The sequence below is a fragment of the Paenibacillus sp. JNUCC-31 genome (assembly GCF_014844075.1).
In the GTDB taxonomy this organism is placed as follows: Bacteria; Bacillota; Bacilli; order Paenibacillales; family Paenibacillaceae; genus Paenibacillus.
Genome location: NZ_CP062165.1, coordinates 6,573,738 through 6,588,778 on the forward strand (window position 1 = coordinate 6,573,738; position 15,041 = coordinate 6,588,778).

Below are 15,041 nucleotides of genomic sequence, written 5' to 3' on the forward strand. Positions count from 1 at the left end.
AGAAATGATTTAGATTGAATTAAGAGACGTGGTGTATAGTAGTAACGTATAGACATGTGAACCATAGGAAACGGAATGTATTACGGATATGAATTCGAATGAAAACGGAATTTATTGAAACAGGAATGAGAGGATTTGCATGAGATACACACTATTAATTGCAGATGACGAACCCGAGATTGTGGAACTGCTTCAGCTGTACCTCGAGAAGGACTACAACATTGTGACAGCCGTTAATGGAGTAGACGCGCTACAATGTATCCGTTCAACCCAGATTGATCTGGTCATACTGGATATTATGATGCCTGTGATGGATGGACTTCAGCTGATCAAACAAATCAGGTCCACACATCACATGCCTGTTCTGTTCTTGTCAGCCAAAAGCCAGGATCATGACAAAATCCTTGGACTTGGACTGGGTGCCGACGACTATATCTCCAAGCCATTCAATCCGTTGGAGATTGTCGCCAGAGTGGAAGCTTTGCTCAGAAGGGTGAATCAATTCGACGCACCAGAAGTGCCTGCTGCCCAAGAGCTACATTTGACTTTGGGTGAGCTTGTACTTGATCGATCCCAATGTATTCTTTTTCGCTCGGGGAGGCCTGTGACGTTGACCTCTACAGAATATAAAATCGTGGAGCTTCTGCTGGAGCAGCCGGGCCGGGTCTTCACTCGCAAAAAAATATACGAAGCCGTCTGGGGTGATTATTATGCGCATGAAGACAGCACTATTATGGTACATATCAGCAATATTCGGGAGAAAATCGAGCGCGATTCCAGACAACCGGAATATTTAAAAACGATAAGGGGACTGGGATACAAAATTGAAGCGCCCATGGAAAGCTAGAGAAAAGCGGCTGTTGCAAACGTCCCTGACCCTGGATTTTTTGCTGTTCAACTTCTTTTTGTTGCTGTTGGTATTGATCGTGTACATTATCATTAATCTGGATATAGTCGATTTTCGAATCTCGAATCAGGTGGTTGATCCCGATCTGAATGTGGAGGCGCATGTGTATGTGACAGAACTGGAGAACGAATGGCTATCCGGTAGTTCCGGTGAGGCCAGTAATACCGAAATCCAGCGGCTCAAGGACAGCGGCGGATGGATTGAAGTGCTGGATGGGGATCGCAGGGTCATTCATAATATCGGTGACAAGCAGGATACATTCACTCAATATACTGAAGCCGAGCTATATGAGGGACTCGAAAACCGAAATGACCAGCCATACTACTACTCCATTAGTCCACTTACGACAGAGGGAACAGGAGAGTATCTTCTATTAAAGATTCCGCGTGACCTGGTCAGTGTGCGGATTAATGATAATCAACTGATTACCAATTTGAAGCATCCTTTATCCTTTTACATTATGATCGGGATCGGATTGGTTTTGCTGCTGATATTCGTATATAGCTATTGGGTTGCCCGGCGAATCAAAAAGCCACTGAGTATTCTTTCGTCAGGTCTTACCCAGATGATCCAAGGGAATTATAGTACCCGTATGTCCATCTCGGCAGAGAGGGAATTTGTCCAGATTGGCGAAACCTTCAATTATATGGCAGACGTCATTGAGAATACTTCTGCGGAGAAACGATATGCCGAAGAGAGCAAACAGCGATTAATTGTGGATCTGTCACATGATCTCAAGACCCCGATCACGAGTATTCAGGGATATGCCCAGGCTTTGGTGGAAGGGCGCGGGGAAGACAAGGACAGGCAGCAGCGATATCTGGGTTATATTTACAACAAGTCCGTTCAGGTTGCGCGCATGATTCAAAATATGCTGGAATTGCTCAAAGTGGATTCACCTGACTTCCGTATGCACATTCAGCAGCGGGAAATCGGCGAGTTCGTGCGTGAGATCATGGCCGATACGTATGGTGAGATTGAGCAAAACCATTTTGCCCTTCATGTGCTCGTCCCAGATGAGGAGATCTACGCAAGGTATGATCCGGAGCTGTTGTCCAGAGTAATTCAGAACCTGATTACGAACGCTTTGTCCTACAACCCAAGGGGGACGGAGCTTCGTGTGGAGTTAATTTCACTGGACACCCATGTGATCATTGAGGTAGCGGATACCGGCGTGGGCATTCCTCAGGAGTTGTGGGCAACCATCTTTGATCCATTTGTTCGAGGGGATGAAGCACGCACGGGAACTGGAGGGACTGGACTTGGACTTGCAATTGCCCGGCGGAACACCGAGAAGATGGGTGGACGGTTAACCCTCTCCAGACGCGGACGTGAGACAACGGTGTTCACTATACAGATTCCGAAATAAAGGACCGACATATAGGATAAGGTTGACATAGAAGAGGTTAAGTGGAGGGGAAACTTTTTGTTCAAAGTAAATTCGTTTGTACGTTTCAGTATTGCGCTGGCACTGGTATTGATTAATATCTATTTGTTATCACGTGTCAGCTTTATTTTCCAACCGATTGTGACCATGCTTACGGTGATTACCGTGCCGATGATGCTGTCCGTATTTTTTTATTATCTGCTTCGGCCGCTCGTCAATTACATGGAGAAAAAGAAGCTCAACCGCACACTGAGCATTTTACTGATCTATTTGGTGTTTGGTGTACTTTTTGCCCTGTTTATTGTAGGACTATGGCCTTCTTTACGTGAGCAGGTGATTAACCTGGTCGATAACGCTCCATACCTGATCAATTCACTGAGTTTGCAGCTCAAAGAACTGGAACAGAACGGTGCCATTACAGCTTTGTTCCCGGAAGGATCGACCCCGTTTTCGCAGATTACGGATTACATTAACAAAGGCTTCACCTTTGTAACGAACTATGTGAGTGGATTCTTCTCTATCATATCAAGTTTTGCGATAGTCCTGTTCACTTTCCCGATCATCTTGTTCTACATGCTGAAGCAGGGAGAGAAATTTGGTCGTAGGCTGGTGCACATTGCACCAAAACGGTTCCAAAAAGACAGCCGTGAAGTGGTGCTTGAAATTGATCAGGCATTAAGCGGCTTTATTGTGGGACGAGTGCTGGTGAATCTGGCTTTGGGCTTACTGATGTATATCGGTTTCCTGATCATCGGTCTGCCTTATGCACTGCTGTTAACCGTGATTGCGGTCATTATGAACTTTGTTCCGTTTATCGGGGCGATCCTGTCTTCTGTTCCTATTGTCATTATGGGACTGGTGGTATCCCCTTCTGTTGCGATCTGGTCACTCATTATTATTCTGGTAGCTCAGCAAATTCAAGATAATCTGGTTGCACCGTATGTATTCGGCAAAAAACTCGATATTCACCCGCTTACCACCATTATATTGGTGCTGGGTGCAGGTGATCTGGGCGGGATTATTGCCATTCTGATTATCATCCCTGTCTACATGATCGTTAAAATTATTTTGGTTCGAATCTACCAACTATTCTTCAAGGATAAATGGCAGAACGCTTAAAACATTCTTAACTTATATAAAAGGAGTGGAAATCATGTCTGAAATCATCCCACAACCATACAATGAACCTGAGTATATTGAGCCACAATTGGTTCAAATGGGCGCCATTCATATTTCCAACGATGTGGTATCCAAGATTGTCGGCATGGCAGCCCAGGCTACCGGGGGAATATCCTCCATGTCCGTTGGTTTAACCGAAGGCATTGCCAAGAGCATCAGCGGAAAGAGCTTGCAAAAAGGGATTGACGTAGCGATTAAAGATGACCAGGCATCCATCCAGCTGCGTATCAATGTTCAATATGGCAGCAAAATGCATGAAGTCTGTCAGGAACTTCAACATAATGTGCAGCAAGCTGTGGAACAACTGACCGGCATTATGGTGAATGAAATTAAAGTATATGTGGTTGGTGTGACCATGCAGGAGCAGATGTAATACAAAAAAGCAGAACCGAATGAAACGCTGAGATATACAGGCAATCATATTCTGTGTGAAAAATACAAAAACAGCACTTTCCCATTAGCTGCATAAATGGGAGGGTGCTGTTTTGTGTTTGCGGTAATATGTGGGAGCTTCGCCCATCACCTTTTTGAACATTTTTGAGAAGAGCAGCTGATCGGCGTACCCGACAGAGCGGGAGATATCGCCAATGGTCAAGGCAGGGTCCAGCGTCAGTTCAGCCGCCCTGCGCATTCGGTAATTGACCAGATACGACTGAATGCTGGTGCCCATTTTATCTTTGAAAAGGGAGCACAGGTAACTTCGCTGCAACCCAATATGAGATGCAATGGACTGCACCGTTATGGTATTGGCATAATTGATCTCAATGAAATCCATCACCTGGGTGACATAGGTTTCTTTGGTATAGTCCTGGACTGATATGGAGCTGTCCTCATTTGCCTGATCGATCAAAATGGAGAAAAACTGAAACAGCAATCCCGTCATGCTGACCTCCCAGCCTTTATGTGTATTGCGAGAGTTGATCATACGATGCAGACAAGAGCGCATCTCATCATCATTGCTCAGTTCAAAGATTGGGTGGTACTCAGACAGGCAAGCCTGCTGCAATAAGGAAGGGCAACTGCTCCCTTGAAAAGCAACCCAGGTATACTCCCATGGGTCATTCTGATCTGCTTCATAATGAACGACCGAATGGGGGACGATGAGGAATCCCTGTCCTTTGCGCAACGTAACCTTGTTGCCTCCGACTTCGAAGGTACCTTTGCCGTCCAAAATGTAATGGATTTTGTAATAATCTCGCATGGCCGGGCCGAAGTGGTGACCAGGTGCACAAGCTTCTGTGCCGTAATGAAGGAGCTGCAATTCCTGAGAGTGATTGTTTTTGCACATATACGTAATCAAGGTTATTCACTCCTGTTATGAAGTCGTTACAACTTGCATTTTAACATATAAAAGTGAAAAAGGAATCGTTTTATGAATATAAGTTGATAAAGATAACAATCATTTTTCCATATCGTTATAGTGAAATGCCATATCGTTTTGCATGGAAAATGTCTAAGATGAAAGGGTATTCCATAACTTTTACAAGAAAAGAGAGATTAACGATGCCCTATACAGCGAGTGAACAACGATACAGTGAAATGAAGTATGCACGCTCTGGCAAAACCGGAATCAAGCTGCCACAAATTGCGCTGGGTCTATGGCAAAACTTCGGTGGAAACCGCACCCTGGATATTCAGGAAGAGATGATCTTGCGTGCTTTTGATCTGGGGATTAACCATTTCGACTTGGCCAACAACTATGGGCCGCCTCCCGGATCAGCCGAAGAGAATTTCGGTGTCATTCTCAAAAAACATCTGCGTCCTTACCGTGATGAATTGCTCATCTCAACCAAGGCGGGTTATCATATGTGGAACGGTCCATACGGCGAATGGGGTTCCCGCAAAAATCTGATTGCCAGTCTGGACCAAAGTCTGAGCCGAATGGGACTGGATTACGTAGATATTTTCTATCATCATCGTCCAGATCCAGAAACACCGCTTGAAGAAACGATGACTGCGCTGGATCATATCGTTAGACAGGGTAAAGCTCTGTATGTAGGCTTGTCCAACTATGATGCCGAACAGACCCAGGAAGCAGTTACCATTTTGCGTCGTCTCGGAACACCATGTCTGGTTCACCAGCCAAACTATTCGATGCTGAATCGCTGGATTGAAGATGGGTTGCAGGATGTGCTGGATGAACATGGCGTAGGGTCCATTGCATTTTGTCCGCTTGGCCGCGGTCAGTTGACGAATAAATATGTGGACAAGATTAAGGAAGAGCGTGCCAATCCAACAGGCAATCTGAGAAAAGAAGCCTATACAGACGAACGGATCGCCAAGTTCGAAGCGCTTCAGACGGTTGCCGAACGCAGAGGTCAGACGATATCTCAACTTGCTCTGAACTGGATTTTGCGTGGTAACCGTGTTACCTCTGCCCTGATTGGTGCCAGTCGTGTGTCCCAGATCGAAGAAAACGTAGCCGCCCTTCAGGCACCCGAACTAACAACAGAAGAGCTAAATGAAATGGAGATCATTCTGGAAGGTATCGGAAACTACGCTTGGTAACTTGTAAGTGATTTGAATTAGAGTATCCTTTTCAGTGAACAGAAAAGGATGCTTTTTTCTTTTGTATTGTTTAAAATGCGTTTTCTGGACATTCTAATTTACAAACCTAGGGAGATGTATATAAATCTAATTTTGATATTGCATTTTCTGGAGGTAAACCATGGAGGTGTAAATTTTAATGACATATCATTTCAAAAATTTGGTTTTTGAAGGTGGGGGAGTCTTAGGTTGTGCATACGTTGGGGTGATAGAAGGATTAAGTGATAAAGGGATACTGCCACTTATAAGCAGAGTTGGGGGGAACTCCGCAGGATCGATTGTTGCTTTACTCATTAGTCTGAATTATTCTCCGAAGGAAATCATCAAAGAACTCACTGAATTAGATTTAAAAAAATTTGCTGATGATGATTGGGGATTAATTCGTGACACCACACGATTCTTTAATAAATATGGTTGGCATAAGGGACAGGAAATGATGAAATGGCTCGAGGAAAAAATAAAATATAAAACTGGAAGCAAAGATACAACGTTTGGTCAAATGCAGCTACTAAAAAAAGAAAAAAATTTTAAAGATCTTTATGTGACGGGAACCAATGTAAATAGACGTTTTTCAAGAACCTTTTCTCATGAAAAAGATGATGCCATGCGAATAGCTGATGCAATACGAATTTCTATGTCGATTCCCTTGTTTTTTGAAGCTGTAGAATATGAGGAGGAGACCTATGTTGATGGAGGTGTACTACTGAATTATCCTATTAAAATGTTTGACAGACAAAGGTTTTTAGAAAATAAAGAAAACGGAGTAGAGATTGGATTTTATGAGAAGTTTCAGTTGGAGAGTATCTCGGACCCTTTTATCTACAATAAAGAAACATTGGGATTTAGAATAGATTCAGAAATACAGAGAGATATCATTAGTGGAGTTATGCCTCCAGAATCTCATCATATTAACAATATTTATGATTTTTCAAAAAATCTAATTGGTTCAATTTTAGATTTTCAACAAAATGTTAGCTTGATGGATCTTGATTATGATCGGACTGTGTTTATCATTAATATAAACAAGGTATCAGCAATTAACTTTAAGATTTCCCAAGAGGAAAAAGATATTCTGATTAAATCTGGGAAGGAATCTACGCTTAAATATTTTCAAAATTTTGAAAATCCAGAGATTGTAATGCTTAATCGTCCATGAATATATAGTTCTGGGCGGTATAATCCTATTATTAAAAATTCTGTTCTACTAAGTTTGGATTTCAAGTTCAATGGTTTCGATCCATTAATAAGGCAGTAACTTTGACAATGACAAAGTTCTGTCTTATTTTTCGTAAACTATCTCATATCATAGCACCAGGTCCTAGGATTTAGGGTATAATATATAGATGCTTTACATTTGAAATATGAAGGAGAGGCTCCATTTGAATTTTCAACAGTGGATTTCGCCTGAAACCTATAACCTGACATCCGAGATGGAGAATCACCCGTCGGATCGGGTTGCACTTCGATGGCTGAGCGATCATAAAGAATTGGAAGAGATCACGTATGGTGAGTTATTAAAGCAGGCAAATCGTCTTGCAGGGGGTCTGCGCGATCTTGGTTTGGTGAGGGGTGACCGGGTGCTGGTCATGGTACCACGCCGGATTATTGCCTACGTTATTTACATTGCCTGCCTGAAACTGGGCCTTGCTGTTATTCCTTCTTCCGAGATGCTGCGTGCGAAAGATCTGGAGTATCGTCTTCGGCATTCCGAGGCAAGAGCTGTAATTGTCTGGTCCGAGACTACAGCTGAAGTTGAGAAAATGGATGCAGATCTGCCGACTTTGACACACCGGATCGTTGCATCACCAAATGGTGATGATCGCATACCTGGGGAAGGTTGGGTCAACGTACAACAGTTAATGCAAGGTCAATCCGATACGATGGCAGCGGTGGAAACCCATCGTGACGATATGGCCATTCTCGCTTATACTTCCGGTACGACCGGGAATCCAAAAGGCGTAGTACATAGTCATGGTTGGGGATATGCCCATTTGCGGATCGCTTCATCGTTATGGCTGGATATTCAGCCTTCAGATACGGTTTGGGCAACGGCGGCACCTGGATGGCAAAAATGGATTTGGAGTCCGTTCCTGTCTGTACTGGGAAGAGGGGCAACCGGACTCGTGTATAATGGATCATTCCAACCTAAGCGTTATCTGGAACTGTTGCAGGAGCATCAGATCAACGTCTTGTGCTGTACGCCGACGGAATATCGGTTAATGGCCAAAGCAGACGATCTGGGTCACCATGATCTGTCTGCACTGCGCAGCGCCGTATCTGCTGGTGAGCCGTTGAATCAGGAAGTGATTGAAATTTTCCAGCGTCACTTTGACCTGACGATTCGGGACGGTTATGGACAAACCGAAAGTACACTCTTGATCGGAAGCTTGAAGGATGCGCCCGTACGCATTGGCTCCATGGGGCAGTCAATTACGCCGGGTCTCATTGAGATTATCAATGAAGAGGGACAACCTGTGCCTGCAGGTGAAGTAGGGGATATCGCAGTGCATAAGGAGATGCCTGCCTTGTTCCGTGCTTATTACCAGGATGAGGGACGGAAGGAAGCGAATCAGCGCGGAGATTATTTTGTAACAGGTGACCGCGCACGCAAAGACGAAGAAGGATATTTCTGGTTTGAAGGTCGTAGTGATGATATCATTATCAGTTCGGGATACACGATTGGACCGTTCGAAGTGGAAGAAGCGTTGATGAAACACGCCAGCGTGAAGGAATGTGCGGTTGTTGCAAGTCCCGATGAAATTCGCGGGAATGTAGTGAAAGCTTTTGTTGTGCTGAGAGACGAGTCGTTAGCTTCACCAGAACTGGTACGGGAACTGCAAAACCATGTGAAGTCATGGACAGCACCATACAAATATCCACGCAAAATCGAGTTTGTAGCCGATCTGCCGAAGACAAGCTCCGGTAAAATCCGTCGTATTGAGCTGCGTGAGCAAGAAAAAAACAATGCTTAACTCATTGCGTGTAAACAAATAGTTGGTACTATCGGCATAAGTAGTGAAGAGGAAGGAATCGATTATGCAGAAGTGTAGCATTCGCATAAGGTAGCCATTCAAATATGAATCAGGAGTGAACACAACCATGAGTAATTTTGAACAATCCTTTGAAAAATCGTTGGAACAATACGCAGAGCTGGTTGTCAAAGTCGGCGTAAATATTCAGAAAGGGCAGGATCTGCTCGTAACGGCGCCCATCGAAACATTGGAATTCACCCGTCTGATCGTGCAAAAAGCATATGCGGCAGGTGCCAAATATGTACAGGTTGATTTCGATGACGACGATATTACCCGCAGTCGTTTTCAATATGGCTCTGATGACAGCTTCGACTATTACCCAGCCTGGAAGGCGGATATGATGGAGAAGTTTGCAGAAGCAGGCGGTGCGACTCTCACGATCAAGGTACCTGACCCTGAATTGTACAAAGGAATTAACTCTGACAACGTTTCGCGTGCGACCAAGGCGGCGGCTCATGCACGACGCGGATATTCAAAATATACACGTAACCACGAGATTAGCTGGTGTCTGATCAAAGCGCCAACCAAGGCGTGGGCGAACAAAGTGTTCGCCGACATTCCAGAGGAAGATCGCATTCACGTCATGTGGGAAACCATCTTCAAAATGAACCGTGTCGATGGCGGAGACGCAGTACAGAACTGGAGAAAACACTTGGATACATTGAATGCCATGAGTGACTTGCTGAACAAGAAAAACTATAAAAGCTTGCACTACCGTGCACCAGGTACGGATTTGAAAATCGAGCTGGTGAACAACCATATCTGGGGCGGAGGCGGTAGTGAAAACAAGCAAGGTATTTATACCGTTGCGAATATGCCGACAGAAGAAGTGTTTACGATGCCGAAGCGCAGCGGAGTCAACGGATTCGTCAGCAGCACGATGCCGCTGAACCTGAATGGACAGCTGGTGGACCAGATGAGAATTACGTTCAAGGACGGACAGGTCGTTGCTTTTACAGCGGCTTCGGGCGAAGAGCACCTGAAAAACCTGTTTGCCACGGATGAAGGTGCACGTTATCTTGGTGAAGTGGCCCTGGTTCCACATGATTCCCCGATTTCCAACTTGAATCGTATTTTCTATAATACCGGCATTGACGAGAACGCATCCTGTCATCTGGCTGTCGGAAGTGCATATCCATTCAACATGAAGGATGGTACGACAATGTCTAACGAGGAATTGCTGAAGCATGAATGTAACGTCAGTTTGACCCATGTGGACTTCATGATTGGCTCCGCGGAGCTGGACATCGATGGCGAGCTGCAGGATGGTACGGTGGAACCTGTATTCCGTAAAGGGAACTGGGCATTTTAATTTGTATATCATCGCGATACGTGGTGCAAACACGGTGTCAGAGCCCAAAGATCGACCTAATTGATGAAATAACGCCTCTGGGATTCGTTACATCTCAGAACGGTGCAAATGGGAGCGAATAACGTGTGTCAGGTTCGTTAGCCAAAATAACGCGGAATAAGGGGTGTCCACCGTCAGGCTCATGACGTATGGGCAGCCCCTTTTTGCTGTTTGCGTATTGCACTAACTTTACATTAACTTATTGTGACTTAACGGGTACACATATCTCGCAATAATCCAGATGCAGCAGTTCGCCCGTATATCTTTCTAATATGGGTTTGTTGTCCAACGTGTATCCGCTAGTTTGTAAATGGGAGAAAATAATAGTCCATGCTTGCCCAACAGCTTCAGCTGTATGTTTGACTTTGCAAATCAGATATTGTCCGCCAGGAAGTTCAGCCTCGTTTAGATCGGGAGTCGATCCATCCAAAGGAAAATCCTTCGAAATGACAATACAAGCATCGTATCGACAATGTGCGGGAAGCGTGGTTTCCGGGTTGTCCTGGGGAATGCCAAACAGTATGGTGGACTTTGTAAGCAGGTTCTTGGATCTGGCCCAGCTCTTTAACGTTTCCATGGCCTGGCTGTTGGCGGGACCGTACGGACCCACTTGTCGTACATAGGCAATTCGGGTTGATGGCAGGTTTTTAATGTGAAATTCCATTGGTTTTCATCCTTTCGTTACGGTTATGGGGTACATTTCGAATGCTATCATGGTATAAAAAAATATTCATATGTATTTTTGGGAAAAGGATGAATGATGTGAACGGACGCTTCGGCTTATAAGTGAGGCTCATCCAGATGAGGATGTGAATGAATTACTTTGGCTGACGTGGCTTTCCAGGAGGAAGGATCGGATGAAAACTGTTCAAACCTAAAGCCACGAGAACGTGGCTTTTTGGTTTACAGCTTTCAGTTATTCGGCTTGCATTTTGTTGAAGCTGACATATTCGTTAATCGGTTTGCGGTAGCCGCGTGGACGTTGTTTGGCTTCCGATTTTTTGCCAATCGTAATTAGCATGGCGGGTACATAATGGTCCGGGATATCCAGGGTTCTTTGCAGCTCTTCAGCATCGAAACCAATCATGGGGCAGGTATCCCAACCGCGATCCTGAGCGATCAGCATCAGCTGCATGGCCGACAGACTGGCATTACGAATCGCATCTTCGCGTTGGAAGAACCTTCCACGTGTTTCGTAAAATTCGATAACACTTTGTGATTCCTGTTCGTATTGAAACGGAGTAATCGCGCCGAGGTTCAGCAGGCCCTCATTAATGGTACGAATATGATGGTGTGCGTTGACATCGCCCAATACCACGATGACGGCAGAGGCGGTTTTAACTTTATATTGCTGGGAAGCTTCGTATACTTTCTCTTTCTGGGCCGGGTCGGTCAGCACAAGGTAATGTGTGTGTTGCAGATTAAAGGCAGATGGTGCGAATTTGTTCAGGGCAAACATCTCTTGCAGTTCCGACTCCGGAATCTCAATTCCTTCTTCAAAAATAACGGCCGATCTGCGGTTTTTGACCAGGTTCTCCAATTCACTCATGCTCGTTTCCCTCGCTTATGTATGATTTATAAACTGACTATAACACACTTAGTTACTTTATGTAAGTATTATTTTTGAATAAGACAAGATCTGCCTGCCATACGATAACATAAAACAGTAGAGGTGATTCATGAAAACACTCATCACAAGGTATAGGGCTGGAAAGTCCCGGCAGGAATTTCAGGTATATGTGATTGAATCCTCTACTCTGAAACGATTTTTGGTAGTAGAGATGATCCTCAGTACGATCGTGTACAATGTTGCCCTTTATTTTTTTCATAATGCACTCCTTGCTGGCGCTGGTTCCTGGATCGGAACGGAAAGCTTGAAGAGACTGCCCATCATATTTAGAAAACCGTAGGTCGGGCAGGTCTTTTCTAAGGAAATAGGACGTCCTATTCGGCCCTAGGATCTCTTTATCATTCGTTAGGAACACCAGACACGTTATTCCTGGAATCTCCTGAAAAAGACGAGATAACCGGCCCTAAATTTCGATATAACGTGTCTCAGGTTCCTTTGCCACGCCTCAGGTTCGTTAGCGCTAAGAAGGAGCAATCTCTCTTCGTAATTCAAAGGCAGAAGCTTTCGATCGGGATGGAGTAATCGGACGGCAAGTTATTTCACTAAGGTACCTTGTAAAAAAATTTCGACAATCTCCTTGCCTAAATTTAGAGTGGAATTATGTTTTCTTAATGTATCTTCCTTATTACCAATGACCATCATGGTTGAGAAAGTTTGAGCAAGAAGCATAGAATTTTTTCTTCGAAGGATGTTATGATCCATCGCATCTTCAAAATAGTCAGCTAGCTCTACATAAATCTTATTTTCCGCCGCTCTAATTTCCTCGATCTGTTCCGTACTCAAATATCTCTCCGAATCTCTGAGCATTGTCTCAATCTCCGCATGAGGATTAGCTAATCTGGCTTCTGCCACATTTAACAGTCCTGCCTCCAGATGGTCTGCTTCTCTTAATAATCGTGACGTAGCTTGGTGCACATGTTTAAACATGGTTGTAACCGCGATCTTAAATAGTTCCGATTTGCTGGTGAAGTGATAATAAATGGATGGTTTAGACACATTGCAAGCTTTAGCGATCTGCTGAAGCGATACAGGTTCGTATCCATGTTCCATAAACAGTTTGGCAGCCGTTTGAAGAATTATTTCCTGTAGGGGCAAATCATCTTCTGTTTGTTTTGGTCTTCCTGGTAAGCGTTGTGAATCTGTATCCATCTTCAATACCTCCGTGAATATTTTATGACAAATTATCCATTGAATAAGAATAACCCTTGTAATTTAACTTACCGGTAAATATAATTTATTAAGAACGAAGCAACAGTACAATGATAAACAAAAAACGGGCTGATGAATAGGAGTTGAAAAATATAGCATTATTAAAGCGGCTCAGTTATTTAATGATAATTTTTATAGGGTTTATTTTATTATTGAAAAGGGGTCATAACTTTGGAAAAAACAAAGAGAAAAAATAAATGGACCAAACGGCTGTTATGGGCATGTTTGTTCATCGTGATTCCTATCATTGGCTTTTTGGTATATCTCAATTCAATAACCTACAGTCCTTCCAATCAAGCGGAGATTGCTTTCCAGAGCGATAATCAGGTCAAAGTAACAGAGGTCAAAGAGGGTTACAAATTTGAGCCTCAACTCAGGAAGGTCATCGAACCGAATATTATTTTTTATCCTGGGGGTCTAGTCGAACCGGAAAGCTACTCTCCTTTTGCCAGGGAACTTGCTGAACTAGGTCATCGCGTATATATTGCAGAAATGCCGCTGAATCTAGCTATTTTTGGTCAAAATAAAGCTGACTCCTTTCTGAAAGAACACCCAGACGAATCATTTGTTATTGGAGGACATTCTTTAGGAGGTTCATTTGCAGCGAGATATGCTTCGAAGCACAGTGAAAAGCTTAAGGGTGTATTTTTCTTGGCTTCTTATGCTGATGAGACTGGATCAATAAAAGATACAGACCTATCTGTTTTACAAATTACAGGTACAGCAGATGGCGTCCTCGATAGAGAAGCTTGGGAAAGTGCCAAAACCAATCTTCCTGCAGACACCTTGTATGTCAGTATAGAAGGAGGCAACCATGGACAATTTGGATCCTATGGAAAGCAAAAAGGGGACAATGATCCGGCCATTGAAGAGCAGACGCAGTTAAAAAAGGTTGTTCTTGCTGTAGACAAATGGAGCGCAGGGATGAATAGTAAACAATAAATCTGCTAGCTTTTAAAAAGAACAGAACACAATGAGCTATAGTTGTTGAAACAGTGTAACAGGTCCGTATGCGTTCTCATCAACGGCCTTTCGCGGCTGGATATCGGGATGGTGAAGTAACTTGGATGTATGGATATATTCCGCACTTACTCTTGTTTATTTGATTCTTGTTATTCACATGACCGTCGATTTAACTCGAAGGAAGCAATGGATCACGTATTTCACTTTTCAGCTTATCGTTTCGCTCAGCCTAGCCTATGATAATGGAATTATTGCCGCAGGGAATACAATAGGGGAAGGTGAACGGCTAATTGTTCTCAGCAGTCTTCGATTTTGGCTGCATGCTTTTGCTACTCCTCTCCTTATTCTTGTTAGCTACCAGATCTTGCGGAGCTCAGGAACCACATTGGCAAAGAACAGCATAACGAATGCGGCAGCATGGCTGATAACCATAGGTCTTGTTATTTACCAGATTGTAGCCTTTACGTTGTCCGAGGTAAAAAATCTCACTCCTATAGAAGAGTATGGGGTGCTGAGATATATGGCAGAAGGTCATGCAGGTCCGCCAATTATGGTTATCATTGTTGGATTCATACTCCTATTCGTTGGCTTAATCGTATTTATTAAACGAAAAGGGATATGGATGTTTGTTGGGACTACGCTATTGTTTGTAGGGCAGTTAATTAATCTGCAAGTTGAAAGTGGAGCTTTAACCAACGTGTGTGAGCTGATCCTGATGCTCTCGATTTGGAAAACAACGACATTTGTATGGAGAATCAATAGGCGTTAAAAATTATGCCTGATGCAAATGTTGTAGATATGAACTATACAGGACGGGCCCTGTATAGTTCTGTTTG

General features: G+C 43.8%; 14 protein-coding genes. 10 read left to right on the top strand and 4 right to left on the bottom strand.

Annotation, left to right across the window (positions count from 1 at the left end; translation table 11 throughout):
* Positions 1–139 precede the first annotated feature (139 nt).
* Genes JNUCC31_RS29020 through JNUCC31_RS29035 form a run of 4 tightly spaced genes read left to right on the top strand, consistent with a single transcriptional unit; the run spans position 140 to position 3,846 of the window.
* Positions 140–847, top strand: a complete 708-nt coding sequence (locus JNUCC31_RS29020; protein WP_192266788.1) for a response regulator transcription factor — start codon at positions 140–142, stop codon at positions 845–847.
* Positions 825–2,276: a HAMP domain-containing sensor histidine kinase gene (locus tag JNUCC31_RS29025; protein ID WP_192266789.1), complete on the top strand. Its 1,452-nt coding sequence runs from the start codon at positions 825–827 to the stop codon at positions 2,274–2,276. Before JNUCC31_RS29020 ends, JNUCC31_RS29025 begins: the two co-directional genes overlap by 23 nt.
* Positions 2,277–2,333: 57 nt before the next feature.
* Positions 2,334–3,413, top strand: coding sequence for an AI-2E family transporter (locus JNUCC31_RS29030; protein WP_192266790.1), 1,080 nt, complete (start codon positions 2,334–2,336; stop codon positions 3,411–3,413).
* Positions 3,414–3,447: 34 nt separating this feature from the next.
* Entirely contained in the window at positions 3,448–3,846 is a 399-nt protein-coding gene (locus tag JNUCC31_RS29035) for an Asp23/Gls24 family envelope stress response protein (RefSeq protein ID WP_192266791.1), read from the top strand.
* 84 nt (positions 3,847–3,930) lie between these two features.
* On the opposite strand, the gene JNUCC31_RS29040 is transcribed toward JNUCC31_RS29035, so the two are convergent.
* Positions 3,931–4,761, bottom strand: a complete 831-nt coding sequence (locus JNUCC31_RS29040) for an AraC family transcriptional regulator (RefSeq protein WP_228469296.1) — start codon at positions 4,759–4,761, stop codon at positions 3,931–3,933.
* Between the two features lie 215 nt (positions 4,762–4,976).
* On the opposite strand from JNUCC31_RS29040, the gene JNUCC31_RS29045 reads away from it, so the two are divergent.
* The 4 genes from JNUCC31_RS29045 to JNUCC31_RS29060 all read left to right on the top strand — a co-directional run bounded on the left by JNUCC31_RS29045 (position 4,977) and on the right by JNUCC31_RS29060 (position 10,364).
* Complete coding sequence (locus JNUCC31_RS29045) at positions 4,977–5,981, top strand: aldo/keto reductase (RefSeq protein ID WP_192266793.1); 1,005 nt, start codon at positions 4,977–4,979, stop codon at positions 5,979–5,981.
* Positions 5,982–6,159: 178 nt separating this feature from the next.
* A complete protein-coding gene (locus JNUCC31_RS29050; RefSeq protein ID WP_192266794.1) occupies positions 6,160–7,176 on the top strand; it encodes a patatin-like phospholipase family protein in 1,017 nt (338 codons plus the stop codon).
* 274 nt (positions 7,177–7,450) lie between these two features.
* Positions 7,451–8,992, top strand: a complete 1,542-nt coding sequence (locus tag JNUCC31_RS29055; RefSeq protein WP_416234465.1) for an acetate--CoA ligase — start codon at positions 7,451–7,453, stop codon at positions 8,990–8,992.
* Between the two features lie 127 nt (positions 8,993–9,119).
* Positions 9,120–10,364: an aminopeptidase gene (locus JNUCC31_RS29060; protein ID WP_192266796.1), complete on the top strand. Its 1,245-nt coding sequence runs from the start codon at positions 9,120–9,122 to the stop codon at positions 10,362–10,364.
* A gap of 238 nt (positions 10,365–10,602) precedes the next feature.
* Here JNUCC31_RS29060 and JNUCC31_RS29065 read toward each other — a convergent pair whose 3' ends face one another.
* From JNUCC31_RS29065 to JNUCC31_RS29075, 3 genes are all read right to left on the bottom strand, one after another.
* Positions 10,603–11,067, bottom strand: a complete 465-nt coding sequence (locus JNUCC31_RS29065) for an AraC family transcriptional regulator (protein ID WP_192266797.1) — start codon at positions 11,065–11,067, stop codon at positions 10,603–10,605.
* A gap of 252 nt (positions 11,068–11,319) precedes the next feature.
* Positions 11,320–11,952, bottom strand: coding sequence for a nitroreductase family protein (locus tag JNUCC31_RS29070; protein WP_192266798.1), 633 nt, complete (start codon positions 11,950–11,952; stop codon positions 11,320–11,322).
* Between the two features lie 615 nt (positions 11,953–12,567).
* Positions 12,568–13,182 (bottom strand): TetR/AcrR family transcriptional regulator, encoded by a 615-nt coding sequence (locus JNUCC31_RS29075; RefSeq protein WP_192266799.1) that lies wholly within the window; start codon positions 13,180–13,182, stop codon positions 12,568–12,570.
* 231 nt (positions 13,183–13,413) lie between these two features.
* On the opposite strand from JNUCC31_RS29075, the gene JNUCC31_RS29080 reads away from it, so the two are divergent.
* Positions 13,414–14,184, top strand: a complete 771-nt coding sequence (locus JNUCC31_RS29080) for an alpha/beta fold hydrolase (protein WP_192266800.1) — start codon at positions 13,414–13,416, stop codon at positions 14,182–14,184.
* 121 nt (positions 14,185–14,305) lie between these two features.
* A complete protein-coding gene (locus tag JNUCC31_RS29085; protein WP_192266801.1) occupies positions 14,306–14,974 on the top strand; it encodes a hypothetical protein in 669 nt (222 codons plus the stop codon).
* The last annotated feature ends 67 nt before the right edge of the window (positions 14,975–15,041 follow it).